Annotated in this window: 31 protein-coding genes and 1 tRNA gene; 19 read left to right on the top strand and 13 right to left on the bottom strand. The window is 60.9% G+C overall.

Annotated elements, in window-relative coordinates; genetic code table 11:
* Positions 1-47: 47 nt before the first annotated feature.
* The 3 genes from VKR55_RS29565 to VKR55_RS29555 form a co-directional block, all read right to left on the bottom strand.
* Positions 48-638 (bottom strand): SCO family protein, encoded by a 591-nt coding sequence (locus tag VKR55_RS29565; protein ID WP_324408934.1) that lies wholly within the window; start codon positions 636-638, stop codon positions 48-50.
* 18 nt (positions 639-656) lie between these two features.
* On the bottom strand, positions 657-851 hold the full coding sequence (locus VKR55_RS29560) for a hypothetical protein (RefSeq protein ID WP_324408933.1): 195 nt from the start codon (positions 849-851) through the stop codon (positions 657-659).
* An 88-nt stretch (positions 852-939) separates the two neighbouring features.
* Positions 940-1,479 carry a hypothetical protein gene (locus tag VKR55_RS29555; protein WP_324408932.1) on the bottom strand — a complete coding sequence of 180 codons (540 nt, stop codon included), beginning with the start codon at positions 1,477-1,479 and terminating at the stop codon, positions 940-942.
* A gap of 651 nt (positions 1,480-2,130) precedes the next feature.
* Here VKR55_RS29555 and VKR55_RS29550 point away from each other — a divergent pair.
* Complete coding sequence (locus VKR55_RS29550) at positions 2,131-2,481, top strand: RidA family protein (RefSeq protein WP_324408931.1); 351 nt, start codon at positions 2,131-2,133, stop codon at positions 2,479-2,481.
* A 92-nt stretch (positions 2,482-2,573) separates the two neighbouring features.
* On the opposite strand, the gene VKR55_RS29545 is transcribed toward VKR55_RS29550, so the two are convergent.
* Positions 2,574-3,638: an aromatic ring-hydroxylating dioxygenase subunit alpha gene (locus VKR55_RS29545; RefSeq protein WP_324408930.1), complete on the bottom strand. Its 1,065-nt coding sequence runs from the start codon at positions 3,636-3,638 to the stop codon at positions 2,574-2,576.
* A gap of 100 nt (positions 3,639-3,738) precedes the next feature.
* Here VKR55_RS29545 and VKR55_RS29540 point away from each other — a divergent pair, with 100 nt between their 5' ends.
* The 5 genes from VKR55_RS29540 (at position 3,739) to VKR55_RS29520 (ending at position 6,820) form a co-directional block, all read left to right on the top strand.
* The gene (locus VKR55_RS29540; protein WP_324408929.1) at positions 3,739-4,659 is read left to right on the top strand and encodes a LysR family transcriptional regulator; all 921 of its coding nucleotides are present in this window, start codon (positions 3,739-3,741) and stop codon (positions 4,657-4,659) included.
* A 77-nt stretch (positions 4,660-4,736) separates the two neighbouring features.
* Complete coding sequence (locus VKR55_RS29535; RefSeq protein ID WP_324408928.1) at positions 4,737-5,426, top strand: RNA polymerase sigma factor; 690 nt, start codon at positions 4,737-4,739, stop codon at positions 5,424-5,426.
* A gap of 84 nt (positions 5,427-5,510) precedes the next feature.
* Complete coding sequence (locus VKR55_RS29530) at positions 5,511-6,032, top strand: DUF4142 domain-containing protein (protein ID WP_324408927.1); 522 nt, start codon at positions 5,511-5,513, stop codon at positions 6,030-6,032.
* 10 nt (positions 6,033-6,042) lie between these two features.
* A complete protein-coding gene (locus VKR55_RS29525) occupies positions 6,043-6,360 on the top strand; it encodes a cupredoxin domain-containing protein (protein WP_324408926.1) in 318 nt (105 codons plus the stop codon).
* A 94-nt stretch (positions 6,361-6,454) separates the two neighbouring features.
* Positions 6,455-6,820 carry a nuclear transport factor 2 family protein gene (locus tag VKR55_RS29520; protein ID WP_324408925.1) on the top strand — a complete coding sequence of 122 codons (366 nt, stop codon included), beginning with the start codon at positions 6,455-6,457 and terminating at the stop codon, positions 6,818-6,820.
* 95 nt (positions 6,821-6,915) lie between these two features.
* Here VKR55_RS29520 and VKR55_RS29515 read toward each other — a convergent pair whose 3' ends face one another.
* Complete coding sequence (locus VKR55_RS29515; protein ID WP_475387382.1) at positions 6,916-8,802, bottom strand: aconitate hydratase; 1,887 nt, start codon at positions 8,800-8,802, stop codon at positions 6,916-6,918.
* Positions 8,803-9,145: 343 nt separating this feature from the next.
* Here VKR55_RS29515 and VKR55_RS29510 point away from each other — a divergent pair, with 343 nt between their 5' ends.
* Complete coding sequence (locus VKR55_RS29510; RefSeq protein WP_324408923.1) at positions 9,146-9,529, top strand: nuclear transport factor 2 family protein; 384 nt, start codon at positions 9,146-9,148, stop codon at positions 9,527-9,529.
* Positions 9,530-9,539: 10 nt separating this feature from the next.
* Here the strand turns inward: VKR55_RS29510 and VKR55_RS29505 are convergent, their stop codons facing one another.
* The 4 genes from VKR55_RS29505 to VKR55_RS29490 all read right to left on the bottom strand — a co-directional run bounded on the left by VKR55_RS29505 (position 9,540) and on the right by VKR55_RS29490 (position 12,771).
* Positions 9,540-11,063, bottom strand: coding sequence for an FAD-dependent oxidoreductase (locus VKR55_RS29505; protein ID WP_324408922.1), 1,524 nt, complete (start codon positions 11,061-11,063; stop codon positions 9,540-9,542).
* A 179-nt stretch (positions 11,064-11,242) separates the two neighbouring features.
* Positions 11,243-11,316: transfer RNA gene (locus tag VKR55_RS29500), tRNA-Gly, on the bottom strand.
* A 187-nt stretch (positions 11,317-11,503) separates the two neighbouring features.
* Positions 11,504-12,400, bottom strand: a complete 897-nt coding sequence (locus VKR55_RS29495; protein ID WP_324408921.1) for a GIY-YIG nuclease family protein — start codon at positions 12,398-12,400, stop codon at positions 11,504-11,506.
* Between the two features lie 101 nt (positions 12,401-12,501).
* A complete protein-coding gene (locus VKR55_RS29490; protein ID WP_324408920.1) occupies positions 12,502-12,771 on the bottom strand; it encodes a hypothetical protein in 270 nt (89 codons plus the stop codon).
* A gap of 85 nt (positions 12,772-12,856) precedes the next feature.
* Here VKR55_RS29490 and VKR55_RS29485 point away from each other — a divergent pair, with 85 nt between their 5' ends.
* The 7 genes from VKR55_RS29485 (at position 12,857) to VKR55_RS29455 (ending at position 16,791) form a co-directional block, all read left to right on the top strand.
* On the top strand, positions 12,857-13,306 hold the full coding sequence (locus VKR55_RS29485) for a hypothetical protein (RefSeq protein WP_324408919.1): 450 nt from the start codon (positions 12,857-12,859) through the stop codon (positions 13,304-13,306).
* Between the two features lie 185 nt (positions 13,307-13,491).
* Complete coding sequence (locus tag VKR55_RS29480; RefSeq protein WP_324408918.1) at positions 13,492-13,731, top strand: helix-turn-helix domain-containing protein; 240 nt, start codon at positions 13,492-13,494, stop codon at positions 13,729-13,731.
* Positions 13,721-14,356, top strand: a complete 636-nt coding sequence (locus tag VKR55_RS29475) for a hypothetical protein (RefSeq protein ID WP_324408917.1) — start codon at positions 13,721-13,723, stop codon at positions 14,354-14,356. The genes VKR55_RS29480 and VKR55_RS29475 overlap by 11 nt, the downstream gene beginning before the upstream one ends.
* A gap of 102 nt (positions 14,357-14,458) precedes the next feature.
* Positions 14,459-14,863, top strand: coding sequence for a hypothetical protein (locus VKR55_RS29470; RefSeq protein WP_324408916.1), 405 nt, complete (start codon positions 14,459-14,461; stop codon positions 14,861-14,863).
* 112 nt (positions 14,864-14,975) lie between these two features.
* A complete protein-coding gene (locus tag VKR55_RS29465) occupies positions 14,976-15,374 on the top strand; it encodes a hypothetical protein (protein ID WP_324408915.1) in 399 nt (132 codons plus the stop codon).
* A 46-nt stretch (positions 15,375-15,420) separates the two neighbouring features.
* Positions 15,421-15,663, top strand: a complete 243-nt coding sequence (locus tag VKR55_RS29460) for a hypothetical protein (protein WP_324408914.1) — start codon at positions 15,421-15,423, stop codon at positions 15,661-15,663.
* Between the two features lie 129 nt (positions 15,664-15,792).
* Complete coding sequence (locus VKR55_RS29455; protein ID WP_324408913.1) at positions 15,793-16,791, top strand: hypothetical protein; 999 nt, start codon at positions 15,793-15,795, stop codon at positions 16,789-16,791.
* Between the two features lie 79 nt (positions 16,792-16,870).
* Here the strand turns inward: VKR55_RS29455 and VKR55_RS29450 are convergent, their stop codons facing one another.
* Together VKR55_RS29450 and VKR55_RS29445 are read right to left on the bottom strand one after the other, a co-directional pair.
* The gene (locus VKR55_RS29450; RefSeq protein WP_324408912.1) at positions 16,871-17,410 is read right to left on the bottom strand and encodes a DUF2441 domain-containing protein; all 540 of its coding nucleotides are present in this window, start codon (positions 17,408-17,410) and stop codon (positions 16,871-16,873) included.
* Positions 17,411-17,509: 99 nt separating this feature from the next.
* Positions 17,510-19,045, bottom strand: a complete 1,536-nt coding sequence (locus VKR55_RS29445) for an integrase family protein (protein ID WP_324408911.1) — start codon at positions 19,043-19,045, stop codon at positions 17,510-17,512.
* A 279-nt stretch (positions 19,046-19,324) separates the two neighbouring features.
* Between VKR55_RS29445 and VKR55_RS29440 the strand changes: the two genes are divergently transcribed.
* The 5 genes from VKR55_RS29440 to VKR55_RS29420 all read left to right on the top strand — a co-directional run bounded on the left by VKR55_RS29440 (position 19,325) and on the right by VKR55_RS29420 (position 22,288).
* On the top strand, positions 19,325-19,900 hold the full coding sequence (locus VKR55_RS29440; protein WP_324408910.1) for a methylated-DNA--[protein]-cysteine S-methyltransferase: 576 nt from the start codon (positions 19,325-19,327) through the stop codon (positions 19,898-19,900).
* A 9-nt stretch (positions 19,901-19,909) separates the two neighbouring features.
* Positions 19,910-20,749, top strand: a complete 840-nt coding sequence (locus VKR55_RS29435; RefSeq protein WP_324408909.1) for a helix-turn-helix transcriptional regulator — start codon at positions 19,910-19,912, stop codon at positions 20,747-20,749.
* A gap of 51 nt (positions 20,750-20,800) precedes the next feature.
* Positions 20,801-21,160 carry a VOC family protein gene (locus VKR55_RS29430; protein WP_324408908.1) on the top strand — a complete coding sequence of 120 codons (360 nt, stop codon included), beginning with the start codon at positions 20,801-20,803 and terminating at the stop codon, positions 21,158-21,160.
* Between the two features lie 120 nt (positions 21,161-21,280).
* On the top strand, positions 21,281-21,682 hold the full coding sequence (locus tag VKR55_RS29425) for an SRPBCC family protein (protein WP_324408907.1): 402 nt from the start codon (positions 21,281-21,283) through the stop codon (positions 21,680-21,682).
* 144 nt (positions 21,683-21,826) lie between these two features.
* Positions 21,827-22,288 (top strand): hypothetical protein, encoded by a 462-nt coding sequence (locus VKR55_RS29420; RefSeq protein WP_324408906.1) that lies wholly within the window; start codon positions 21,827-21,829, stop codon positions 22,286-22,288.
* A gap of 11 nt (positions 22,289-22,299) precedes the next feature.
* On the opposite strand, the gene VKR55_RS29415 is transcribed toward VKR55_RS29420, so the two are convergent.
* Positions 22,300-23,754, bottom strand: a complete 1,455-nt coding sequence (locus VKR55_RS29415; protein ID WP_324408905.1) for an MATE family efflux transporter — start codon at positions 23,752-23,754, stop codon at positions 22,300-22,302.
* A gap of 84 nt (positions 23,755-23,838) precedes the next feature.
* Positions 23,839-24,891, bottom strand: coding sequence for a hypothetical protein (locus VKR55_RS29410; protein ID WP_324408904.1), 1,053 nt, complete (start codon positions 24,889-24,891; stop codon positions 23,839-23,841).
* Positions 24,892-25,031: the final 140 nt, after the last annotated feature.

The following is a 25,031-nucleotide window of genomic DNA, read 5'->3' as shown; positions in this document are numbered from 1 at the left end:
CCGGCGCAGGATGCGAGCGGGGTCTGGCATTAACGAACCGGCTGCACTCAAAGATAGCGCTTCAGGTCGGCCGCGGCTTCTTCCGGCTTCCGGTTCACATTGAACGGGGAGACGAACTTGCCGTCCCGATCCATCAGATAGATCAGCGCGGTATGGTCCATGGTGTAGTCGCCGTCCTTCAAGGGAACCTTCTTGGCATAGACCCGGTATTCGGTGATGACCTTCTGGACGGCCGCGGCATCGCCGGTCAGACCCTTGAGATGCGGATCGAAGCTCGACAGATAGTCTTTCATCGCAGCCTCTGTATCGCGCTCGGGATCGACCGAGATGAAATAGGCATTGACCTTGTCGGCATCCTTGCCCATCGCCCGCAGGATTTCCGAAATCTCGAACAGCGAGGTCGGGCAGACGTCCGGGCAATGGGTAAAGCCGAAGAAGATCAGGCTCGGGTGGCCCTGCAGGTCCTTTTCGGTGACGGTGGCGCCATTCTGATCGGTGAGCTGGAACGGGCCGCCGATCGCGGCCGGCGCGGTGACGCCGCGCACGCCGCCCATCGCCCACAGCATCACCAATAGCCCGATCAACAGGCTCGCGGCGAAAGCCGTGACGATCACCAATGGGCGGGCGGTTCGATCCATGGCTCAAGAATCCTTCGGTCAGAAGCAGTTGGCGAAGCCGGCGGCGATGATCTCGAAGAACACCGCAGTGCCATAGCGGAACCAGAGCACGGCTGCGGCGGCGAGCAGCGCGGCACTCAGGCCCGTGCCTCCCCAAATAAGGGCCGACCGCACCCCGTCCCCGCGTCGGGACGAGGCGAAATCAGGCTTAAGGGTGGGCAGCGGCTGGGCCATCGGCCTTCACTTAGGGCCTGGCGCAAAGCAGAGCAAGCGCCCGTAGGGCGCCTGCATTCACGTCATGCTGATGGAATGTTGCGCATTCTTATCGCGGCGCAGACGGCTTGGTCGCGAAGGCCTGGGCATGCGCCGGCGTCTTGATCGCGGACGATCGGCCATCCAGGGGCGTCTTGGCAGCAGACGCCTGGGCATCGAGGTAACAGGGCCTGAACAGCGCCTGCAGCTCCTTGCCGCGCAGGAAGATCATGTGTGGCGTGAGCCCGCCACGCGCCCGGATCCAGCGTTTCACCGGCGTCGGATACATCGAATACAGCATCTGGGTCGCTTCGGGATTGGTGATGGCGCGGCCATTGGCTCCGAAGTCCCAGGCGGCATGGAACCCGAGCGTCGCATGCGAGGTCACGCAGATCTTGTCGTGGGGGATCGCACCCAGCACGATGGTGCAGGCCGAGGCGCAGAGCCCGTCGATGATCACGGCTTGGCCGGAACTGCGCAGGTCCTGATATCTGTCGACGTAGGTGCCGATCCGCCCGCCGCGGTCATCCGCAATCCGGACCACGGCATAGCTCGGCGCCATTGCCACCAGCAAGAGAACAGCCGCCAACAACCCCGTCGCGAGTCTCATGTCCTGCCCCAGTTCAATCTGAAATCGAATCTGACTGTCTTGGTGATGTCGGCGCAGCGTGTTGCCAGATCGTGATTTTGTCTAGGCAGAGGTGATACCTCAAAAGAAATTCAAATTGGGTGTTGCAGAGGTGCTGCACTTAAGCCGTGTTTGGACCGCACTTTGGGCGGCTGGCGGTCCCAAACTGGAACAGGTTAACACTTCGTTGAGGCCGTACTTTTCCGGATGGATGCCGAAACTTCCGCAGAAATGCGGGGCTCTTTGTGCTCGCCAAGAACACTCGCGCTCCCGCAACAAATTCGGACAAAGCGCAGAATCAATGTCAGGCGGCCGCTTCGGGAGCGTCCGCCGGATCATCTCATGCCACACCAAATGCGTTGGCCTGCCGTCATGGCCGCGACGTCTGTTGCGAGCCCCGCGCCTGCCGACACCATCGTCGCGAATAGCTGACGCGGACATTCAACACGAGCCTGCCGTGGATAAAGCCCGCGCCACCTGTGATTGTCCTGCACGACGACACCCAGACCGTGAAGACGCGTTAGCGGGGAAGCTCGAAGAGCGGCGGACGCGCACCCGCCTTGCGCGATGGAGGCTGGCCTCGGGGCGCATGACACGCTAGGTAATCTCTCCTATTTCCAGCCGGAGTATCTCATGAGCATTCAACGTTTCGAAACCGGGCCCCGCATGAGCCAGGCCGTCGTGCACGGCAACACCGTCTATCTCGCCGGCGTCGTCGCCAACAAGGCCAAGGGCAAGAGCGTCACCGAGCAGACCCAGGAGATCCTGTCGATCATCGACGGTCATCTGGCGAAAGCCGGCACCGACAAGTCGAAGCTGTTGTCGACCAACATCTACATCACCGACATGAAGAACTTCGCTGAGATGAACGCCGTGTGGGACAAATGGGTCTCGCCCGGCAACACGCCTGCGCGCGCCACGGTCGAGGCGAAGCTGGCGGCGGCGGATTATCTCGTCGAGATCATGGTGGTCGCGGCGAAGTAGACGTCATTCCGGGGCGATGCAAAGCATCCAACCCGGAATCTCGAGATTCCGGGTTCGCCTCTTCGAGGCGCCCCGGAATGACGACGTCTTCCTCAAGCCGCCTTGGCGGTGTTCTTCTCGGCCTCGAGCTTGCGCCCCAACAGCCAGCGGAAATAAGTCAGCGGCGCGTCGGCGCCGATGGCAAGCAATTGGTAGTTCGGATCGGCGTCGAACACCTTCTGCTGCGCCTCGATGATGTCCTTGTCCTCGTTGAAGCCTTCTTCGAGCGAGTGCCGCAGTGACAGCGCGATGTTCGGATTATCGGTGTCAAAGTCGTGCAGATAGTTCCAGAAGAAGTGCGTGGTCGAGCGCGTCTCCGGCGTCATGAACTGCGCGTTGCGGTATGAGCGCGTGCCCGGGACCTGGACGCCCTTCTCCGCACCCTGGCCGGCGGGCGCGAAGGTGGTGTCGAGCGTGAAGATGCCGGGAATGATCATGCGGCCGATGTTACGGCGATCGATCTTGTCGGTTTTGTTCGCAATGACCTTCTTGTGGTACGGCGGCGGCTCGGCGCCCATGTGCCAGCGCTCGACACGAAAACCGTCATCCAGTTTCTCGATCGCAACCGGCTTGGTCTTGTAGGCATATTCCTCGGAGCCGCCGAGCGTGTTGGTATGCACGAAAGCGAGATGGGCGAAGTCCGAAAGGTTGTCGACGATGAGAAGCCAGTTCGCCTTGTAATGCATGTAGCCCGGCAAGCCCCGCCATTTGGGATCGGCGAGCGGCGGATAGTCGAGGATCAGATTCGGATCGGCCTTCTCGGGATCGCCGGTCCAGATGAAGATGAGGTTGTAGCGCTCGACCACGGGATAGCTGCGCACGCCGAGCTTCGGCGGAATCTTGTCCTGTCCCGGGATCTGGATGCATTTGCCATCGGCTGCGAACTTCATGCCGTGATACATGCAGCGGAGGTCGTCGCCTTCAACGCGTCCCATCGATAGGGGCGCCGCGCGATGGCAGCAGCGGTCGTCCAGCGCGACGACTTTTCCACTGGCGCCACGATAGAGCACCATCGGCCGCTCCAGGATGGTGCGCGCCAGCTTCTTGCCGTCGATCAATTCGTGATTCCAGGCCGCGACGTACCAGGAATTGAGGAGAAAGATTCCGTCGTTGTTCATGTCATCCTCCCGGTTGGAATTGTTCGAATTTCTAGGTCAACGGCATTGTCCCGAGAACTGGTTTTGTCTGGACACACTGTCCATGCAGATGGACAATCCAATGATGGATTGGCGCGATTGGGAGCTGTTTTGCGAAGTAGTCGAGCACGGCGGCTTTAGCGCGGCCGCGCGCGTCCTCGGTCATCCCAAGTCGAGCCTCAGTGCTGCGGTGCAGCGGCTGGAAAGCCAGCTCGGACTCAGGCTGATCGAGCGCACCACGCGTCATTTGCGCCTCACGGACGCTGGCGAAACCATCTATCGCCGCGTCCAGCCACTGTTCATCGCGTTGCACGAGACCAAGAGCGAAGCGCTCGCGATGAGCACGGCGGTGGCTGGCACGCTCCGCATCAAGTCGCCCTATGAGTTCGGCGCCCATCACGCTGGCCCTGTCGCCTGCGAACTGATGGCGCGCTATCCTGATCTGACCATCCGGATCGATGTCGAGCATGAGATCGTCAATCCGGTTGCCGAGAACTACGACATCGTCTTCGCCATGCTGGAGGCGCCGCTGCCCTCGGCCGGGATTGTGATCCGGCGCGTGTTCACGCTGGAGCGCGGGCTGTTTGCCGCACCTCGGCTGCTGGAGCAATTTGGCGAGCCGCGAACGATCGAGGACCTCGCCAGGCTGCCGCTGCTCGCAGGTCCCAACGACACGGCCTGGGCGATCATCGCGCCCGGTGGCAAGGCCGAGCATCTCGCGATAGAGAAGGCGAGGCTCGTCAGCTCGAACGCCCATATTCGCCTGCAGGCGGCGCTGGCGGGCCATGGCGTGCTGCGGGTGACCGCGAGCTTTACCCGCGCCGCGATCGAAGCAGGCACGCTTGTGCGCCTGCTGCCGGACCATGTCTGCGAGCCGCTTTCGGTGCATGCGCTGCTGCCGGCGCGCCAGTTCGTGCCGGCCAAGGTGCGTTGCTTCCTCGACGCGCTGGAGGTCCACGCCCATGGCGGCGCGGCCGAGGTGACCGAGCCCTTGCCCGGCTAACGATTTCGGCTCGATTTTCAGGAACCTTTCCGGCGCTGCCGCATCCAACTCTCGAATTTGCTAAAAGCGAGGCTGCCATGGCAAACGCCACCGCCCCTCAGAGCGCGCCTGTTGGCGCCACCGACACCGAGCTGGTCCAGCGCGCGCTCGCCCGCGATGAGCTCGCCGTGCGCGCCATCATCAAGACCCATAACCGGCGGCTTTACCGGCTCGCCCGTGGCATCCTGCGCAACGATGGCGAAGCGGAAGATGTGGTCCAGGAGACTTACGTCCGCGCCTTCACGCATCTCGCCGACTTCCGTGGCGATTCCAGCCTCTCGACCTGGCTGTCGCGGATCGCGATGAACGAGGCGCTGGGCCGGCTGCGCCGCGAGCGGCCTTCGATCGAGCTTTCCTCGCTGCCGCAAGGCGCGCTGGAAGCGCAGATCATCCAGTTTCCCCTGATGTCCGCCGCAGACGATCCGGAAAAATCCATGGCCCAGCGCGAAATCCAGCATGTCGTCGAAGGCGCGATCGACGAATTACCCGAACCATTCCGCATCGTCTTCATCACGCGCGTATTGGAGGGCATGAATATCGAGGAAACCGCCGAGATTCTCGATCTGAAACCGGAGACGGTGAAGACGCGGCTGCACCGCGCCCGCGCCATGCTGCGCGACAATGTCGAGAAGAAGATCGGCCCGGTGATCATGGAGGCCTTTCCCTTCGCCGGCCGTCGCTGCGATCGCCTGACGAACGCTGTGCTGAAACGCCTCGGCTACGTGTAATTTTTTTCGGAACCTCGGGCGCGCTCGCCCATCCAACTCCTGTGCAACAGCATGCGCCGATGCGGCGCCACAGGAGGATCAAACATGTTCGTTCGATTGGGTGCGGCAATCGCCGCCATGACGCTATTGAGCAGCGCGGCGCTCGCAGCAGAGGCCAAGCTCACCGATCCGCAGATCGCCCATATCGCCTATACTGCAGGCAAGATCGATATCGCGGCAGCCAAGCAGGCGCAGAGCAAAGCCAAAAGCAAGGAAGTCAAGGCATTTGCGAACGAGATGGTGCGCGACCATGAGGCCGTGAACAAGCAGGCGCTTGACCTCGTCAAGAAGCTCAAAGTCACGCCCGAGGACAACGACACCTCCAAGGCGCTGTCGAAGCAGGCCGCCGAGAAGCACGCCGAGCTCAGCAAACTCTCCGGCTCCGCCTTCGACAAGGCCTATATCGCCAACGAGGTCGCCTACCACAAAACAGTCAACAAGGCGCTGGAGACGCAGCTCATCCCGTCCGCCAGCAACGCCGAGCTGAAGAGCCTGCTGCAGACCGGCCTGAAGATCTTTCAGGGCCACGAGCAGCATGCTGAACAAGTCGAGGCTGGTTTGAAATAAGGAGCATCCCATGCCGAGACGCTTTCGCCTGTTGATCGCGGCTGTCGCCTTCGGCGCGATGACGGTCCCGGCGCATGCAGCGACGGTTACGATCGTGATGGAGAACCTGGTGATCTCGCCGGCCGAGGTCTCGGCCAAGGTCGGCGACACCGTCGCATGGGTCAACAAGGACGTGGTCGCGCACACCGCCACGGCTAGAAACGGCGACTTCGACGTGATGATCCAGCCGAAGCAGACGGCGAGCACTGTTCTGAAAAAGGCGGGCAACGTCGACTATTACTGCCGCTTTCATCCCAACATGAAAGCAACGCTGAAGATCGCGCCGTAACGTCAGGCTTGACCTTCGAAGTAATCGATTTCGCCGCGCGTCCCTCCGATAGTTGGGCTGCCGATCAAGACGGCTCAACGAGAGGAGATGAGACATGACCGACATCAACAGCATTGCCCGCCGCTATATCGATCTCTGGAACGAGCGGATGCCGAGCCGCCGCCGCGAGATGCTGAGCGAGGACTGGACGGCGGATGCGAAATATGTCGATCCGGTGATGAGCGGCGACGGCCACGACGGCGTCGACGCGCTGATCGCGGGCGTGCAGCAGCGCTTTCCGGATTTCAGGTTCAAGCTGATCGGCGAGCCCAACGGCTATGGCGATCACGTGCGCTTTTCGTGGGGCCTCGGGCCCGACGGCGTCGACAGCCCGATCAAGGGCACCGATTTCGCCTTGCTGAAGGAGGGACGCATCCGCTCCATCACCGGCTTCCTCGATCAGGTGCCGCAGAGCGCGTGACCACAGCTGCGGCCGCCCCGTCTTCCCGGCGGCGGCCGCATCACTCCGCGGCTGATCGACTGGCGGGGCTCTTGCGTGCTCATTTGCGGATGCAGTCACGCCGCAGCCTGGGACTCCTTCCTGCGCCAGTTGATCAGGCCACCGGCGAGGATCACGTCGATCTGCAACGCGGTGAGGCCGTGGCGCGTCCGCACCGGTCCGCTGCAATCGAGGGTGATGTCCTCGCCGCTCTTGAGCGCGCGGCGTAAATTGTCGATACGCAGGACGTCGTCCTTATGCAGCCGGTCGTAGTCGGCCTCGTTGACGAAGATAAGTGGCAGAATGCCGTAGTTGACGAGGTTCTGGCGGTGAATGCGTGCAAAGCTTTTCGCCAGCACGACCCTGAGGCCGAGGTTTCGCGGCGCCGCCGCGGCATGCTCGCGCGAAGAGCCCTGGCCATAGTTGCGCCCTGCCACCAGACTGTGGCCGCCCTGCACTGAGCGCGCGCGCTGGACATAGCCGCGATCGATGCGCTCAAAGGCGAAATCGCTGATCTTCTGGATGTTCGAGCGATAGGGAAGGACCCGTGCGCCGGCGGGGAGAATTTCATCCGTTGAAACATTGTCCGCCATTTTCAGGAGTATCTGCAGCGCAAGCTGATCGGGGAGCGCATCGAAATCCGGCAGCGAGCGGATGTTCGGACCCTTGACGAGCTGGACCGCTCGCGCCTGCTCTGGCGCAAGCGGGGCTTCAAGGAGTTTCTTGTTCACCGGCGGGCGGATCGGATCGTGGAGCTCCGGGCAGGCCGTTGCCAGCGTTCGCGGATCGGTGATGCGTCCGGCGAGCGCCGAGGCTGCTGCGGTTTCCGGCGAACAGAGGAAGACCGCATCCTCCTCCGTGCCTGACCGGCCGGGAAAGTTGCGCGGCGTGGTGCGAAGTGAATTGCGTCCCACCGCAGGCGCCTGCCCCATGCCGATGCAGCCGTTGCAACCGGTCTGATGGATCCGCGCGCCCGCCGCAACGAGCGCTCCAAGGCGGCCGTCGACGATCAACGCTTCCAGCGTCTCGCGCGAGGTCGGATTGATGTCGAACGACACGTCGGCGGGAACGCTGCCGCCGCGCACGATTTCGGCGGCGACGGCAAAGTCTCGCCAGCCGGGATTGGCGGACGATCCGACATAGGCCTGATAGATCGGCTGACCCGCAACGTCGCTCACCTTGACGACGTTGCCCGGGCTCGACGGCGTTGCAATCAGCGGCTCGAGCTTGGACAGATCGATCTCGTCTTCGTTGTCATAGTTGCATCCATGGTCGGCGATGATTTCCAGCCAATCATGCGGCCGGCCGTTGGCTTCGAGAAAGCGGCGCGTCCGCGCGTCGGACGGAAACACCGTGGTGGTCGCACCAAGCTCTGCGCCCATATTGGCGATCACATGCCTGTCCATCGCGGACAATGAATTGAGGCCTGGTCCGAAATATTCGATCACCTTGCCGATGCCGCCGGCAACGCCGCGTCGCCGCAGCATTTCGAGGATCACATCCTTGGCGCTGACCCAGGGCGGGAGTTCACCCGTGAGCCTGACACCGAGTACGGCCGGCATGGTCGTGGGAAATGGTTCGCCGCTGATGGCGAGCGCAACATCAAGACCGCCAGCCCCGATCGCCAGCATTCCGAGCGCACCCGCCGCCGGGGTGTGACTGTCGGCGCCCAACAGCGATTTGCCGGGTCTGCCGAAGTGTTGCATATGCACGACATGGCTGATGCCATTGCCGGCGCGCGAATACCATAGGCCAAAGCGGCGGCACGCGCTCTCCAGGAAAAGGTGATCGTCCGCATTGAGATGATCGACCTGCAGAAGGTTGTGATCGACATATTGCGCGCTGAGCTCGGTGCGAACCCGGTCGAGACCGATCGACTCCAGCGCCAGCATCACCAGCGTACCGGTCGCGTCCTGCGTCAGTGTCTGATCGATGCGGATCGAGATGGGCTCGCCTGCGCGCATTCTTCCGCGAGCGAGGTGGGCCGAGATCAGCTTCCGGGTCACATTCTGCGGCATCTCCGAGAGCCTCTCGGACTGCGATGCCCCGCTTCTCAGTGGTCTTGGATGACAATTCTCAGGCGTGACACCTGATACCAAGGCAATGCGCGTCGACGCATTCCGTTCCGTTCGGACAAGCGCTGCGAACGTCAGCGATTGTCAGCGCGATGCCGATATTCCCACACAACTCGTTCACCCGCAGTTGACTCGTTCACCCGCAGTTGACTGGCTTTTTGTACCAAATTGAACAATATAAAGATGAACAAAAATCGGCGGAGGCCGGAGCGAAATCGCAATGGAGACAGGGATGTCAGAGGGCAGTTTCAGTGACGCGGAGAGCGCCGAGACCGAGGCGATCCTGCACCGCTTCAACCAGGTCTTCCTCAGCCATAAGCCGGATGCACTCGCCGAGCTGGTCGCGGACGATTGCGTGATCGAGAACACCCAGCCCGCGCCCGACGGCGCGCGTTACGAAGGCAAGGAAGCCTGTATTGCGCTGTGGACGCAGATCGCAACCGCGCCCGGCATCCACTTCGAGCCGGAGAGCATCGTTGCGCGTCGCGACCGCGGCGAGATCAAGTGGCGGCTGGTCTGGGGACCGGAGCACATGGATTCCGTGCGCGGCGTCAACTTGATGCGCGTCCGCGGCGGACGCATCGTCGAAGCCCAGGGTTACGTCAAGGGCAAGTGAGCACGCATATTCAGACCTTGTCGCTGCGCTCCATGGCAATCTCGGCCTTGAGACTCTCGACATCGCGATAGATGGAGGCAACCGCAAGCACGCGTCCCCTGCTTTTGTAGCGCAGCATGCAGTCCCTGCCCTTGATGTCGCCGTCGATGGCGATCTCGTCCCATGTCTCGGCATGGCCGACATAATTGATCGGCACGTCGTAGTGCTGGCTCCAGAAAAACGGCACGGCATCGAAGGTTTCGCGCATGCCTAGCATGTTGCGCGCGGCGGTCTGTCCCTGGCGCTGGGCCACGACCCAGTGCTCGACGCGGATGTTGCCGCCCGAATGCGGGTCGGGCCAGCGCGCGATATCGCCGGCTGCAAAGATGCCGGACGCGCTGGTTTCAAGCTGGTTGTTCACGGTGACGCCGCGATCGATCGCCAGTCCCGCCCGCTCGGCGAGCGTCAGTCGGGGCCGCACGCCCACGCCGATCACGACCAGCTCCGCCTCCAGCACGCGCCCGCTTTTGAGCGTCGCCTTTTTGCCGTCGATCACGGCCACCGTATCGCCGAGATGGAAAATCACGCCGTGCTCCTCGTGCAGCGCGCGCACGAAGTCGCCCATGTCGGGCCCCAGGATGCGCTCCATCGGCCGCTGTTCGGGGGCCACGACATGCACTTCGATCTCGCGGGCGCGTAAGGCTGCGGCGGCTTCGAGCCCGATGAAGCTCGCGCCGATGACGATCGCGCGTTTTGCGTTCTTCGCAAGCTCGATGATGGTGCGGCAATCGGCGAGCGAGCGCAGCGTGTGCACGTGCGGCTGATCGGCGCCGGGGATCGGCAGTTTCACCGGCTCGGCACCAGTCGCAAGCAGGAGGCGATCATATGGCACGGTCTTGCCGTCGCCGAGCACGAGCTCGCTCGCCTTGACGTTGATCGCTTCGACGCCGGTCGAGAGCCGGAGATCGATGTTGGATTCGGGATAAAAATCATCCGAGCGCAGCGGCACCCATTCTTCCGGCGCGCTGCCGGCGAGATAATCCTTCGACAGGTTCGGCCGGTCGACCGGCGGTGCCGCATCGTTGCTCAGCATGGTGATCTCGCCGCCATAGCCATCGCGGCGAAGCATCTCCGCGGCTGCAAAGCCCGCCGCCCCGCCGCCGATGATCACGATCCGGCGCGGTGCACCGGCGGGCGCCCGCTTCGCCGGCTTCTGATCCAGTTTCCCACGGACGAAGAGGCGACCGCCCTCCTGCTCCACCTTCCAGACCGACAGCGGCGACAGCGCCGGCGCGCGCAGCGCTTCGCCGGTGCGCAGATCGAAGCAGGCATGATGCCAGGGACAACGGACGCTCTCGCCGACCACAAGCCCGTCGGCAAGCGGCCCATGATAATGGCTGCAATACGCATCGACCGCGAGGAAGCTCGCCCCTGAACGCACGACCAGCACATCCTGGTCGCCGACATGGCCGAGCAGCATGTCGTTTTTGAATTCGGCAGGCGTAACGCCAAGTGCGAGGTCGGGACCTGCAGGCGCGTTTTGCTCTTGGGCCATGTCGGCGTCCTCCTCGGGTCTAGATGATTATCTCATCAGGAAGTTCCCGCCGAACCACTAAGCCGCACGGCCGTCGTCGGTTCCTGCAGGCGAACCCGTGGGAGCGCATGGATACAGTGAATATGGACGGTGGCCTGCTTCGGCCTGGCAATTGCGATTTCTCGCTGCATGCAAGCAATTGGAGCGGGCGAAGGGAATCGAACCCTCGTATGCAGCTTGGGAAGCTGCCGTTCTGCCATTGAACTACGCCCGCGATATTTATCAGACAAATCAGTGCGTTACGCCAGATTTTGGCTTCGTTATTCGGTCCGCATTTGGTGCCATTTTGGTGGCAGGCCGCGTCGACTGGCTCACCCTACCCGACCGCGCGGTCGGCGCAACAGGATTTCCGCCCCGGCTCGCTCAACCACATCGATGATGATGGCGGAGCCCAGCCGACGTTAGTTACCATTCAAGCCAAATGGCAAGCGAGTGTGTAAGCGGTCCTTCCAACTGTTTTCAAGGTCAATCACAGCATTCTTGTCCAAACTTTGTGACACGAGCTCCAAAATACTAAATTCGAAGTTTTCGGGCGAACGTCCTCGGAGATGCACGTTGCCGCCGTGACCTGACGCGGCATAATACTCCCACCGGCCAAGAATGTTTTCTTCTCCATAAGCTGATCCAACGTAACCCTTCCCGTCTTTTCGGTCGAAAAGGTAGTAGATGCCGCGCCACTGCGACAGCCGCTCGCGCCAAGCTCTCGGCAGCGTCCTAAGCTGGGCGCTTGTTCGGATGAAATCCTTCCAGTCCGGCATTGGCTTATGCAACGCGCTATCTTCTAAAATGGACGCAATCGGAAACTGTGCATTGCTGGCAAACCTCGACCACGTGACCGCAGGCCGAGGCCACTCGATGATCAACTTGCCTTTCCACTTTTCATAGAAGTTGACGAGGGTCAAATCAAACCAGAGCACAAAAGATCGGCTTCCTTCGACGAAGCCTTGCATACCGTATTCCTTCAACTGCTGGTACGCTGGCTCTTCCCAAAATTGCTTATACGTCAGCGGTCTGCGATCGCCGATCTCGTACAGGCCGACGAAGACCGCAGCCTGTTCGGTACTGTTTTTTCGTTTCTCCAAGCCAATGAACGATGCCACATACTTCGCCCGAAGCATTTTGGCTTCGACTTTTTTAGTTTGCGTTGACTGATATGCGTTGAAAATTTCCGGGCGCTCATCGGCCAGCAACGGCAAATTTTCTCTAAGTTCTCCATCTTCTGGCTTAGGCGTGTGGCGAAGCACAAGGACGCTGGCCGGATCGATGTTTTGTTCGGCTAGAAGATTGTTGAAGAGCATAGTGCTCACTCGGCTTCACTATAGCGAAGCCCGGATGAGCAAAGCGACATCCGGGGCTTAATTCATTCCTGATCCCGCATATCGCTGCGCTTAGCGGGCTACTAGCTTACCAAACCTAGATCATAGCGCGCTTGCAGCGGAGCAATCGCAGCATTGAGCGTTGGTACGAGTGCCCGAGCAGGATGATCTTGCGGGATAAAATAGTTGCAAGTCCAAGAAACGCTACCCAAGCCTTCGCATTGGTCGTCCCAGACGATCCGTTCGTCGTCCCACTGAACGACAGGAATAATCGGAAGGTCTGGAGCAAGGCGCACTACTTCTTGCTGAACCACGTATTGTAAGAACCAGTGCGCCTTTAGCGGCTTTGACATTGTCGCATCTCCAACTCGCTCTTGATCCTGTCGCATATCATCCGCTAGCCGAGCTTAACGCAAGGTTTACGAACTGCAATCCGTTATGGTGATCATCGTTGACGGTCTCCGCTTTCAATTGTTCGCCGTGACGATTGGGCAAAAGAACCGCAGCATATCCTACTTCCGAGTGACGACCATTACGGAAGAACGTCGTGTCGGGGATGGCGATTTTAGCTTTGCGCGGCGCAAGGGGACGGCCCGAGGTCATCCCGGTATCGGCGAAAACACAGAAGCCATCACTACGACACAATGGGGTCGCGTGATGCAGACGCTCGTCGTCTTCTTTGCACTGCTCACGGCTTGGAAGGCGTGGCGGCTCCGCGAGGCGCTGAATAGCTGCGACGCGCGGCCCTTGCTCAGGGTGTGCTTGTCCGCGCCGCTGGCATCAGGCCCCGCGCGGGCAAAACCATCGCTGTACGAAACGACAGAGCCCGGCCTCGTGCCGGGCGTTTTCTTGCGTCATTTATGCGCTGGTGCAATCTCTTCATATTGACAGTTGTTCTTCTGAATTTAGTGCTGTAATCTTGCGACAGAATTTCATTGCTGCATGGGCAGCGTTCGGCGGCATGTGTCGCGCTCACGAAATTCAAATCCCCCTGTCTAAAAACTCCGGCGACCCGTGAACGTGGTTTGTCTTCCCGCGTAATCGGGCTGCCAGCTCTTTCGAGTGAGGGCCGCATGCCGCGCGTGAGCAAACATCCTGTCGTCTATCTCGCGCTCAGCCCAGCGGCAACAGCGACCGCGCTCGGCATCCGTCCCGAGCGCGTCCGCGATGCAATCGAGAAGGGCGAAATTTCGATCCGTCAGATCGGAGCGAAGAAGCGCCTGCTCGTGAGCGATATTGAAACTTGGGTTCGGTCATGGCGGCAACCGACGAAGCGACAATCCAGACGAAAGGTCCTCAGCGATGCCCGATGAAATCCGCTATGAAATCCATAATGTGCCGTTGCTCGGCAGAAATCTCGCAGCATCCCGCACTCCGCGATTGCAGCCGAGCGTTCCCGAGGAATATTCGGACTTCCTATCGAACGAAGTCGCTCGCGGCGAATGGACGGTGGACCAGGAGGACGGGAAGCCGCTCAGTGCCAAAGGGCAAACTCTTGAGCAGCATTTGGAGTTCACGCTCGCAACCCGGCCTCATTGGCTTATGCCTGTCGTGCTTGAAGATGAGGCCGACGAGGTTTGGACCTCGGGGAATATGACCCTCCGCAGCAAGCGGTTCGAACAGATCAAGAAGTTTTGTGGCAGCGATGCAGCCGCGAGGGTTCTTTTCGCGGAAGAGGCGGCTCGCTACGGCGTGACGCAACCATTCACGACGCAGATCGGCACGAAGCCATCCGACGCGAGCAGCGGACGAGACGACAAAAGCAAAGACAAGAAAGCCGAAGGCGATCTCACGAACAATCCGTGGTCGAAGAATTTCCGTGGGGATGAGGAAGCTCGGCAATCGCGCATCGCCTCTATAATTCGGACTGGAACGAAGTTCGCAGAGGGCATGGCAAAGGCAGCGGGCACGACGATCGGTCGTCCGTTACGGAAGTGATCCATGGCTCCAGCATACAGAACGCCCGCGAAGGCCATCCGCTTGCCGAACGGCAGCCGGATATCGCACGGACAGCTTTTCCCCGCACGAAAGGACACTCAGATGGCAAACGACGATTTGCAGAGACACGCGCTTCAAAGGATCATGCAGCGCCGAAGTGCGCCGAAGAATGAGCGGGGTGACGCTGTTGGCCGCGATGGCCGCGTGCCGAAGCAATCGTTCCTGAAAGACCTGGAGATCGGCCACGGTATGAAGCGCCGTGAAGAGAAGGGGGGCCATCCGTTATTGCCGAACGCGAAGCGTCCGCTTGATGACGAACCGCTTGAAAAGAATTGGCAGGGCAAGGGCAATGTGCCGACGCATGGGGGAATGGTCACGCATCCGAAGTCAAATGTCGATGATGCGTTGCGTGGCACGCACGACACGGGCCTCGGCAACGAGGTTTTGCAGGAGGCCGCACGTCTCGGCAAGCCGCTCCCGAGCACGGGCTCGGGGAAGAAGGCTTGATCATGGCTGAGCAACAGAACCAGCCTGTCCAAGAGACCGAACAGCAGCGCGTCGAACGCATCCGCGTCGAAGAGCGTATCCGCTCATCTGGCCAACCAGCAGCGATGGACAGATGATCCAGACATGGCTTGGACAGACGATGTCGGAGCCGACGAGCACGGCGAATAGTCGTCTGATCGCCGTGGCCGGTCCAATCGCCGAATACATCTGGCGCGGCGAAGATCACTGCTTAAACGAGCCGTCATTTTGGGGCGAGCATTGCGCCATGTCCGAAACTGATTGGCAGATGGCACGGACGGAGCCGGGCGAGGCGGACCGGAAGTTTATGGAAGCGGTGCGCCGCGTTCACAAGCAATTCTCGGGACCGATGTGGCAGGATGTTTGCCGGGCCGCTCGCGAGTTGATCATTAAGAGCCGGTCTCTTCCCCCTGCAATAGCTGCCGAGTTCGAAGCTTCTCGGATGGCTAACGAACACGACCCAGTTGTGTTAAATCGCATCCGCAGGCGGTAGGCATGCGACAAAGGAAAAGGCCCGGGCGATGATGGCGGCAGGTTGGATGATCACCGTCGCCATCTTCAAGGACGACGGCACGGTCGGGCATATCACTTACGCGGTCGCAATCGCTGATCCAACGGAGGCCGTGAATGCTGCGCTGAAAGCCTGCAAGGGTGAGGCAGCGGTGGTAAATCGCGAACTCGGCGAGGAGCCGATGAGGGACCTTGGCCTAAAGGCGGGCGAGGTTCTGGCTCTATACGACGATGAAAGCGATCCAATTACCGCGCGCACGTGGCATCACTAAAGCCAGCGGACATCAAATCACAGGCCGCGCAACCGTTCGGGCCGTGATACGATCTCGGCATGGCTCCGAAACATCACCCTGCCCCGCTGTCCGGTGGCGACCGCAAAGACCTAACCGCCCGGGATGAATATGAACGCTCTCGTATATCGAAACACTAAAACGACTTTGCCCGGCTGGGTTTCTACTGTTCATCAAAACCAGCCAAGGGGTATGGGGTACGAGACCGCGACACACTTTGTTCATTTTTACGGTACGGACCGAGGCTTGTGGGTGATCTCACCGGGTTTGACGGTAAGTCAGAAGAAGCAAGGTACTTTAGCTGATTGGGTCGTGAATACTTTTGGTGCGGAAGATGTAGTTCCGTCTGTAAACATTGTTGGTCATTCAATCGCGGGTGTGTGGCGTCCCGGCATCAGTAACTATGACGACATACGACAGGGGCTAGGCACAACCGATGCCGAACGTCATGAGCACTTGCAGTCCATTCGGTTGCTCGTCGAGCGATTGGACGAATTATTCCTCTACATCGAACCGAGCCATACCGGTTTGCTAAACTACAGTCATAAGGCACGCGAACTTCTTATTCTCGCATGTACCGAGGTCGAAAATAATTGGAAGCGGTATTTGCAGGCTGCGAATGTCGCGCCAATAAACGGTAGAGACTACACTACTAACGACTATGCAAAATTGCATCCTAAGCTCTTTCTGTCGGAATATGAGATATCTCTCAAAGCGTATCCATCCATTGCCCCGGTTCGACCCTTTCAGGGATGGAGTACTCAACAGCCAACGCAATCTCTTCCTTGGTACCATGCATACAATCTGACAAAGCATGACAGGCAAGGCCACTTTTCCGAGGCTACATTGGCCAATTGTCTGAGTTCGGTGTGCGCCAATTTGGTTTTGTTCAGCGTGCGATTTAGTCCGCTGCCTCTGTACCATGAGGGCGGCACAGTATCCGCTCTCTTCAACCAACTGTTTGAAATCAGTTTGCGCGACTGTTTGCCGAGCACCTTCTACATTCGATCAATCAACACATCGGCTGTAGGCAATCCGAACTTAATCTGTTTCGACTGCATTCGGGACAACAACAATGAAGCATGGACCGCTGATCCACTCGTCATTTGAATGGCTGAAACACCGCGCTCGCGTAACGAGCGGGGCGGTTGATGGCTGATCCGCACGATCATCATAAAGAAGTAGACCTTCACCACAAGGTCGAAAATGTTTCCCAAGCCGGAGTGTAAATCGCACCGTGCACGATCGTCTCGGGAAACGGCGACTGCGTCATTTCACCTTTCCAATACCGCTCGGCATTGACGTGCCATTGATCCTGCTTAGCCTCCAGCAACTTCGCGTCGCACCGGTGGATCCTCGCATTATGAGCAAGTCTGGCTTCGATGATGATACGAGCCTCGCTGCCAAACCATTCTCTGGCGGCACGATCCGCCAGCTCATGGCTTTCGAAGCAATAGAAGGATTTGAGGCGTGATGGCAAAAGAGGGAAGGACCCTTCTCGGATATTTTCCCAGAGCGTCTCCTTGGGATCGTTCATCTTCGCTATCGAATACGGTGATACGACCTTATCTAGATCGGGTTGCTCTGCGATCGAGCTGATGCTGTGGATCACCCCTTTTCCGAGCTTGGCATTGTGCAGCAACAGTCCCTTGGGCGGCGTAAGATGCCAGTATGTCCCTGGCCGGAGACGCACCGGATTGCCATTCCAGTCATTTATCTGATCAGTCATGAGCCCGCCTTGCCGGATACGTACAAGTTATGCTGTCGCGCCGATTTCTCAATCTCGGCGCGGCGGCTTTTTCAATGGGCTGTTGACGACGCGCCTAACCTAGCCCTCATGCTGTACGGCGGAAGAGCGCGCTCGTGTCATCCTGGCCCGCTCCTGCCCAGCTACGCGGGATCGTGCCAGTGCCTCGCTAATGGCCTTGCGCAAGCCTTTAGCGTCGAGTTTGAGAAGCTTCAATACTTGCTTGCTCATGCGGCCCTGTTCATCCCGCATTTTTGGGCCGTTCGCCAAGATCAGGGTGGCAATGTACTTCTGCGAAATGCCCTTGGGCGCATGGCCGAGCAGGAAGTGACTGATTAGATCGTCAACGCCAAGATCGGCAGCAACCGTCCGATAGGTATGCCGCAGCATGTTGCCCCGCGCAGGCAGGTTGTCCCGATAGCCCTTCTGGATGCAGCCGGGAAAGATCGGCGCGTCCGGGCCAACGTCGAAACCAAGTGCTTCCGCGTCCGCACGGGCCATCTTGATCGCGGCGGCGATCTCCTCGCTAACAGGGATCACGATATCCTTGCCCGCCTTCGCCTTGCCAATGGTCAAGGTGCGTTCATTGTCGCTGTAGTCGCGCCAGTGTCGCCGCGCCAATTCGCCCGGGCGTGCGCCCGTCAATAGTCCGGTCAGATGGTAGGCTTGACGAATGGCGCTATCGATCTTGCACCACGCCGCGAGCCACGCGGGGAATGCCTTGAAGGCAAGCGCCTTCTGCGATGGCGTTTCGTCGTTCCAATCTACAGCCGAAGTCGGCAGCGGCACAGGTAGCTTGCGGTTGCGCCGCGCTGCCCGCTTGTACGTCGCGCGGATTACGCGAGCGCAATGGTTGGCCGATACGGGACCGTGCTTCTTCGTCACGCGCTTGTGCCAGTCGGCAACGGCGTCGGGATTATCCGACATTTCGATCAGGGACCACTTCGCATATTCGGGCAGGATGATCGTGTCGCCGAGTTTCTTTACGTTATCATGCCAGCGGGGCGGCTTGCCCTTCTTTTCGGCCTGCGCCTTGAGGTAATCGAGATAGGCGGAAAACGCCGCTTCGAATTTGATCGGCGCGCCTTCCGGCTCCTTGTCGATGTTCTGCGCCGTCAAGCCCATAGCGATGGCACAACGCTTCCGCGCCTCCATAGTATCGATCTTGGGCCAGTCGCCGAGCATCTTGAATACCATGCGGCGGACGCCCTTCACGCTCTTGCGCTCGCGATATATCCATGTGGCCTTGCGCGGGCCGACGTAAATGAAAAAGCCGGACAGCTTGTTGTCGGGATAGTACGTCGCCTTCTGGGCTTCGGAATTGCACAACTCGCGCAACGCTTCGATGTGCAGATCGGTCAGTTCACGCGGACGCGGCGCGCCGTCTGTTGACTTCGACTTCCTGCGCCTTGGTTTCGGCGCTGGTCCCCTCTCCTCGCGTCGGCTGATTGTGCCATCGGCGTTGAGCGTGCGGACGATCCACGTCTTCGCAACTTGATCGTATTCGCGTTCTTGGCGTCGGACAGGAGTGCCCATGGCGGCTTCCGTTTTTGGTGGCATCTTGGTGGCAGGATGCCGGGGTTCGAACCAGCCGTTTTGCTGGACTTCGATAACCACTCTATCACGGAAAGCCCATAAAATCGGGCACTTCTATCGATTTTCAGGGGGTTTCTGGCGACGTGGTAAAAACGGCACTTTTAGATTGGGAAGCTGCCGTTCTGCCATTGAACTACGCCCGCGAAGCGCGGCCTGCCGCTCCCCTTGCTTAGCCGAGACCGGCCGATCCGCCAAGCACTTCGCTCGCCCTTTCGGCCGGCCGCCCCTTAACCGATCCCCAAGATTCCACGTGCGCGCCTTCATGACAGTGTTATGATGGTTCTGGGCAGGGGTGGCGTTATGGGGCGTAGTTACGCGATCTTTGACACCGGCATCGGCCGTTGTGGCATCGTATGGAGCGGCGCCGGCATTGTTGCCGTGCAATTGCCGGAGGCGCGTGAGCTGGAGACGCGCCGGCGGCTTTTTCGCCTCTATCCGGAGGCGCGCGAGCAACGCCCCCCGCTGAACGTCGAAATGGCCATTGAAGGCATTGTCGTGCAATCGCGCGGCGGCGCAGGCGATCTCTCCGAGATCAGCCTCGACATGACCGGCCAATCCGTCTTTAGCCAACGGATCTACGAGTTCGTCCGCACCATCCCGCGCGGCGAAACCCGCACCTATAGCGAGGTCGCGAGCCAGATGCGCCGTGCCGGGGGTGAATTTTCCGTAGCACAGGCGCTCGCCAAAAATCCATTCATGATCATCGTGCCTTGCCACCGCGTCCTTGAGGTGGGCCATTACGCCGACAAGAATTCCCCTTTCGGTGGCACCATCTCCAAGCGCCATCTGCTGTCGCTCGAGGGCACGCACCCGATCGCAAGCAAGACGCTGTTCGACGTGCTGCTGCCCGTTGCCCCGCCGCGCCCGCATAACTAGATAGGGGGCATGACCTCCACGACGCTGCTGCAGCGCCCGACAGTGACAGTGTCCGATTTCCGCTGTTCTGCGGTCCCTGGCGAGAAGCCATTCACGGAGCTGCACCGCTGCCATTCCATTTCCTTCGTTCGCAAGGGGAGTTTCGGCTACCACAGCCGCGGGCGATCGCATGAACTAGTGGCGGGGTCGTTCCTGATCGGCACCCCCGATACCGAGTTCATCTGTACCCACGATCATGTCTGCGGCGACGAGTGTTTGTCGTTCTTCTTCGAGCAGGAGCTGGTGGACATGATCGGCGACCGCGCCGAAGCCTGGCAGGTCGGCGCCACACCGCCGCTCGCGGAATTGATGGTGCTCGGCGAATTGGCCCAGGCCGCGGCGGACGGGCAGAGCGATATCGGGCTCGACGAGGCCGGGCATCTCCTCGCCAGCCGCCTGGTCGAGGTGGTCTCGGGCAAGTCTGGAAAGCGAACGAGCGTGACCGCGCGGGACCGCCGCCGCGCGGTCGAGGCCGCACTCTGGATCGATGAAAATTCGCATCGGGAGATCGAGCTGGAAGACGTCGCGCGGCAGGCCGGCATCAGCCCGTTCCATTTCCTGAGACTGTTCTCCGCCGTGCTCGGCGTCACCCCGCATCAATATCTCCTGCGCTCGCGGCTTCGCCATGCGGCGCGATATCTCGCCGACGATGACAAAGCCGTGACCGATATCGCCTACGATGTCGGCTTCAACGACCTCTCCAACTTCGTCCGCACCTTTCATCGCGCCGCCGGCGTGTCGCCGCTGAAGTTCCGGCAGGCCTCGCGCGGCATGCGCAAGATTTTCCAAGAACGCCTCGGCCTCAATTGAGTAGGTGATCTCCATGGGGCGCGAGGAACGCGCCAACGACTGGAGATCATCATGTACGACCATATCGGATTGAAAGTGGGCAACCTCGATGCGGCGGTGCGGTTCTATACCGCGGCGCTGGCGCCGCTCGGCTACGTCCTCTGCTCGAAGGACGAGAACGGCGCAGGTTTCGGGCCGAAGGGCGAGCCGGCGCTGTGGCTTTACCTGCACAAGGGCCTGAAGAACACCGGCGCGCATGTCGCCTTCCGCGCGCCGGACCATGCCGCCATCAAGAAGTTTCACGCCGAGGGCCTGAAAGCCGGCGGCCGCGACAACGGCGCCGCCGGACACCGGCACGACTACAGCCCGACCTATTTTGCCGCCTTCCTGCTCGATCCCGACGGCAACAATGTCGAGGCGGTCTCCACGTAATCCCGCTGTCATTGCGAGCGAAGCGAAGCAATCCACGTCGCGAATCCACTCTGGATTGCTTCGTCCGCTTCGCTCCTCGCAATGACGAGAGACAAGCATTTTGTTCAAAGGATCATCACCATGGCTTCGATTCACAAGGACATCCCCCTCAGTGCGCCTGCGCACGAGGTGTGGGATGCGGTGCGCGATTTCGGCGCGCTGCATACCCGGCTGGTGCCGGGCTTCGTGCTCGACACCAGGCTCGACGGCGACGCTCGTATCGTCAGCTTTGCCAACGGCACGGTCGCACGCGAGCTGCTGGTCGATTGCGACGAGGCCCGGCGGCGGCTGGTCTACGCCGTGATCAGCGAGCGGCTGAGGCAGCATTCCGCCTCCGTGCAGGTGATCGCCGATGGCGAGGCGCGTTGCCGGCTGCTCTGGACCGTCGACGTGCTGCCGCATGAAATCGCGCCTTATATGAACGGACAGATGGATCTCGCCGCAAGCGCGATGCAGAAGGCATTCGAGAAGGTCTGCGCGTGACGGTCGTCAAGCCCTTCGCCGTCTCCGGCCATCCACAAGTGTGATCTTTCTCACAGAAGCCCCGGCGTGATACCCTTAAATCCTCGCCGGGTGCGTCCGGTTGGCACCGCTTCGCGGCGCAGCGCACACATACGGAGAAGAAGCATGAAGGGTGCTGACAAGGTGATCTGCCAGGCCGCCGCGGTGTTTTTCATTTTCGCGCTGACGTCGGTGCCCGCCAAGGCCCAGTTCGGTTTCGGCGGCGGTGGTGGCGGCGAGGACATGATGACCCAGATGGCGCCGATGCTCGAGATGATGAAGGCCAAGATGGGCAAGCGCCGCTTCGCCATGCTGATGCAGACCATGGGCCCGATGATGAGTCAGATGATGGAAAATGGTGGTGGCTTCGGCGGCTTTGGCGGCGGCTTTGGTGGCGGCGGCTATGGCTATGGTGGCAACGGCTATGGCGGCATGATCCCCGGCGGCTACGGCGGCGGCGACATGATGGGCATGCTCGGCGGCGGCGGTGGCGGCGACATCATGAGCATGATCGGCCCGATGATGCGGATGGCCAACTTCTCCGGCGGCTTCGGCGGCGGTCATCGCCGTCACCGGAAGCACAAGTAGCCCAACCTCGCCTATTCGGCAGCGACCGGGAGCGCGGGACGCAGGCTCGCGCGTGTCGCCTGCCTCGGTCCCCAGCGTGTCAGGATCACGCTGAGACATGACAGCGTGCCCAGCACCACCATCGCCGCGCCCGCGAACGTGAAGAAATTCTGCGCGGAGGCGCCGTGTGTCGAAAGCCACCAGCTGCCGATCGCGATGAACAGCAGCCGCGCCGTCTGCGCCAGCACAGGACCGATCATCTTTGCGGCTCCCTGCGATGAGAAATACATCGAGCTCCCAAGACCGATGAAGGCGTAACAGAACGCAACCGTCGACAGATATTGCCGGCTCTCGGCCTGCACACTCCCGTCCCGGGTAAAGATATTGACCCAGAGATCGGGAAAGACCGCGATGATGAGGCCGATCGAGCCGACCGCGAGGAAGGACATCAATCCCGCTGTCCAGGCGACGCGCCTCGCGCGCGCAACCTTGCCTCCGCCGATCGCCATGCCGATCATCGGAACCGAGGCGATGCCGAAGGAAAACGACAGCGACGTCAGCAGGAATTCGAGACGCGCGCCGATGCCGAAACCTGCGAGCACCGCGGTACCGAAGGCTGCCAGCATGTGCGTGAAGATCGAGATCGACAGCACCGATTGCAGCGGCGAGAAACACGACACCGCGCCGACCTTCAGGATATCGAAGAACATTGCTGATTGAAGGCGCAGGCCCCTGATCTTCGGCCTGACGCGCGCGCGGCCGGAGAACATGTACCAGCCCATCACGGAGATGCTGATCGTATACGCGGTCAGCGAGCCCGCCGCCACGCCGCGCATGCCGAATTGCGGTATCGGACCAAGCCCGAGGCCGAGCGTGCCGCCCAGGATGATCTGACACACGGCCGAATTGAGGATCATCGCGGACGGCAGTTTCATATTGCCGGTGCCGCGCAAGATGCCGGCCATCGAATTCAGGAGCCAGGGCAGGACTGCGCCGCCGAAGAAAATCTGCACATAGGAAATCGCCTGCGCCAGCACATTGCCGCGACCGCCCATCACCTCCAAAAGATGTGGCCCGAAGATCAGCATGACGAGCATGAAGGCGAGGCCGAAGCCGATCGCATTCAGAAGCGCATGCGTGGCCAGCGTCGAGGCGCGGTCGAGATCGCCGGCGCCGAGCGCGCGTGCAATCGACGACGCCACGCCGCCGCCCATCGCGCCACCTGACATGGTCATGGTCAGGATGACGAAGGGAAACACCAGCGCCATCGCAGCCAGCGACTCGACACCGAGCCGGCCGATATAGGAGGTCTCCGCGACCACCACGCAGGTACCGGCCGAGAATGCGATCGCGTTGGGCCAGGCGAGTTGCAGCAGGGTCGGCAGGATTGCCCCGTCGACCAGCGCATTTCGCACCGGCAGCGCCGGCGGCGGTAGCGGGCGCTCGTCTTCGTCGACTGGGATTTCGGCGACGCCGATCTCGGGCATCTTCGTTTCCTAGCACGGTCCGGCACGATTGCCCCCGCGTCGCGCGCAAGGGGGGGCTGCCGGGATTGCAGGCGAGCGCTCAACCTAGCCGATCACCCAGGTGAAGGGCGGCTTGCCGCCCGTGGTGGCGGAGAGGCGTACGGGAATATGCCGTCCGCAGCCGGCGGCAAGCCCCTCGAACAGGCCTTCCAGCACTCTCGCGCAGGCCGGGTGATCATCGCGGACATCGGCCATCAGCTTCCAGCTCTGCTGCGTGACCTCGAACGCGCCCGCCGCCGCGCGAATGTCCGCGGCATCGTCCTGTGCGTCGAATAGCGCACACAGGAACGACGCATATTCTTTCGCGCCACCTCTGGTTTGCCCGAGCGCGAGCGCGACCTCGTCGAAATACTGCATGCCGATCAGCTTGCCCGTGAGATGCAGGAGATGACCGGCCTCCTCAGGCCCGAACAATTGCACCATCACGGGTGCAGCCGTCTTCACATACTCCATCGCATAGTTGCGATGGGCCTTCTCCAGCCGCGGCCGCGGCCAGCTTTCGACCGGCAGCGCCGGTGCTTTCGCCGGATCGAACAGCGGCGCCTCGAGATGGCGCGCAAACACGAGCCGCGCGTCGAGCTCGAGCGGATGATCGTATTCGTGGTAATAGCCTTCGAGCCCATCCTGACCATCGACGCTCTGCTTGGTGCAGACGAAGCCAAGTTTCAGATTGCCGAGTGCAACACCATTGTTGGCGTGCCAGCCGCGCAGCATCGCTTTGGATACCTCGCCGGGAATGCCGCAGATCGCGGTGCCCTTCCAGGCCCAGCGCGGCGGCGGATAGCGGATCCAGGCCTTGCGGTCGCTCTCAACCATGTATTCGACATTGACGCCGCCGATCCAGTTCGAGAGATAGTGATACTGCGCGGCCGCGACCGCAGGCGGCAGATGATCGATGCCGAGTTTTTTCAGGCCGGGCAGGAAACGCTCCTGCTGCTGGCGGCGAAACACGCGGAACATGAACTCGGCCGCTTCGCCCGTGCCGCGCCGCGTCACCACGGTGAGCGTCAGGCCGGTGAAATAGGCATGGTAGAGTTCGGCGACGCTGCGCCATTTCGCCCAGAGTGCGGGTTGTGCTTTGTCGTCGCCACTCGTCATTTTCATTCCTGTGCGCGTCGTTCTAGCCAGATTGTCATTGCGAGCGAAGCGAAGCAATCCAGACTTCGCTCCGGAGAAGCACTATGGATTGCTTCGTCGCTTCGCTCCTCGCAATGACGACGCGACGCAGATTATTCCGC

The sequence above is a fragment of the Bradyrhizobium sp. genome, assembly GCF_035309285.1.
GTDB lineage: Bacteria > Pseudomonadota > Alphaproteobacteria > Rhizobiales > Xanthobacteraceae > Bradyrhizobium.
This window is presented reverse-complemented; position numbering and strand designations above follow the sequence as displayed.

What these genes read in the sequence shown, in the direction of transcription:
- VKR55_RS29485 (WP_324408919.1), top strand. Translation starts at nt 12,857, where the DNA reads ATGGTGATCATCGTTGACGGTCTCCGCTTTCAATTGTTCGCCGTGACG.
- VKR55_RS29480 (WP_324408918.1), top strand. Translation starts at nt 13,492, where the DNA reads ATGCCGCGCGTGAGCAAACATCCTGTCGTCTATCTCGCGCTCAGCCCA.
- VKR55_RS29495 (WP_324408921.1), bottom strand. Translation starts at nt 12,400, where the DNA reads ATGCTCTTCAACAATCTTCTAGCCGAACAAAACATCGATCCGGCCAGC.
- VKR55_RS29555 (WP_324408932.1), bottom strand. Translation starts at nt 1,479, where the DNA reads ATGAGACTCGCGACGGGGTTGTTGGCGGCTGTTCTCTTGCTGGTGGCA.
- VKR55_RS29520 (WP_324408925.1), top strand. Translation starts at nt 6,455, where the DNA reads ATGACCGACATCAACAGCATTGCCCGCCGCTATATCGATCTCTGGAAC.
- VKR55_RS29435 (WP_324408909.1), top strand. Translation starts at nt 19,910, where the DNA reads ATGACCTCCACGACGCTGCTGCAGCGCCCGACAGTGACAGTGTCCGAT.
- VKR55_RS29545 (WP_324408930.1), bottom strand. Translation starts at nt 3,638, where the DNA reads ATGAACAACGACGGAATCTTTCTCCTCAATTCCTGGTACGTCGCGGCC.
- VKR55_RS29490 (WP_324408920.1), bottom strand. Translation starts at nt 12,771, where the DNA reads ATGTCAAAGCCGCTAAAGGCGCACTGGTTCTTACAATACGTGGTTCAG.
- VKR55_RS29525 (WP_324408926.1), top strand. Translation starts at nt 6,043, where the DNA reads ATGCCGAGACGCTTTCGCCTGTTGATCGCGGCTGTCGCCTTCGGCGCG.
- VKR55_RS29470 (WP_324408916.1), top strand. Translation starts at nt 14,459, where the DNA reads ATGGCAAACGACGATTTGCAGAGACACGCGCTTCAAAGGATCATGCAG.
- VKR55_RS29425 (WP_324408907.1), top strand. Translation starts at nt 21,281, where the DNA reads ATGGCTTCGATTCACAAGGACATCCCCCTCAGTGCGCCTGCGCACGAG.
- VKR55_RS29530 (WP_324408927.1), top strand. Translation starts at nt 5,511, where the DNA reads ATGTTCGTTCGATTGGGTGCGGCAATCGCCGCCATGACGCTATTGAGC.
- VKR55_RS29415 (WP_324408905.1), bottom strand. Translation starts at nt 23,754, where the DNA reads ATGCCCGAGATCGGCGTCGCCGAAATCCCAGTCGACGAAGACGAGCGC.
- VKR55_RS29565 (WP_324408934.1), bottom strand. Translation starts at nt 638, where the DNA reads ATGGATCGAACCGCCCGCCCATTGGTGATCGTCACGGCTTTCGCCGCG.
- VKR55_RS29450 (WP_324408912.1), bottom strand. Translation starts at nt 17,410, where the DNA reads ATGACTGATCAGATAAATGACTGGAATGGCAATCCGGTGCGTCTCCGG.
- VKR55_RS29440 (WP_324408910.1), top strand. Translation starts at nt 19,325, where the DNA reads ATGGGGCGTAGTTACGCGATCTTTGACACCGGCATCGGCCGTTGTGGC.
- VKR55_RS29455 (WP_324408913.1), top strand. Translation starts at nt 15,793, where the DNA reads ATGAACGCTCTCGTATATCGAAACACTAAAACGACTTTGCCCGGCTGG.
- VKR55_RS29410 (WP_324408904.1), bottom strand. Translation starts at nt 24,891, where the DNA reads ATGACGAGTGGCGACGACAAAGCACAACCCGCACTCTGGGCGAAATGG.
- VKR55_RS29535 (WP_324408928.1), top strand. Translation starts at nt 4,737, where the DNA reads ATGGCAAACGCCACCGCCCCTCAGAGCGCGCCTGTTGGCGCCACCGAC.
- VKR55_RS29460 (WP_324408914.1), top strand. Translation starts at nt 15,421, where the DNA reads ATGATCACCGTCGCCATCTTCAAGGACGACGGCACGGTCGGGCATATC.
- VKR55_RS29550 (WP_324408931.1), top strand. Translation starts at nt 2,131, where the DNA reads ATGAGCATTCAACGTTTCGAAACCGGGCCCCGCATGAGCCAGGCCGTC.
- VKR55_RS29515 (WP_475387382.1), bottom strand. Translation starts at nt 8,802, where the DNA reads ATGCGCGCAGGCGAGCCCATCTCGATCCGCATCGATCAGACACTGACG.
- VKR55_RS29430 (WP_324408908.1), top strand. Translation starts at nt 20,801, where the DNA reads ATGTACGACCATATCGGATTGAAAGTGGGCAACCTCGATGCGGCGGTG.
- VKR55_RS29420 (WP_324408906.1), top strand. Translation starts at nt 21,827, where the DNA reads ATGAAGGGTGCTGACAAGGTGATCTGCCAGGCCGCCGCGGTGTTTTTC.
- VKR55_RS29505 (WP_324408922.1), bottom strand. Translation starts at nt 11,063, where the DNA reads ATGGCCCAAGAGCAAAACGCGCCTGCAGGTCCCGACCTCGCACTTGGC.
- VKR55_RS29540 (WP_324408929.1), top strand. Translation starts at nt 3,739, where the DNA reads ATGATGGATTGGCGCGATTGGGAGCTGTTTTGCGAAGTAGTCGAGCAC.
- VKR55_RS29510 (WP_324408923.1), top strand. Translation starts at nt 9,146, where the DNA reads ATGTCAGAGGGCAGTTTCAGTGACGCGGAGAGCGCCGAGACCGAGGCG.
- VKR55_RS29560 (WP_324408933.1), bottom strand. Translation starts at nt 851, where the DNA reads ATGGCCCAGCCGCTGCCCACCCTTAAGCCTGATTTCGCCTCGTCCCGA.
- VKR55_RS29475 (WP_324408917.1), top strand. Translation starts at nt 13,721, where the DNA reads ATGCCCGATGAAATCCGCTATGAAATCCATAATGTGCCGTTGCTCGGC.
- VKR55_RS29465 (WP_324408915.1), top strand. Translation starts at nt 14,976, where the DNA reads ATGATCCAGACATGGCTTGGACAGACGATGTCGGAGCCGACGAGCACG.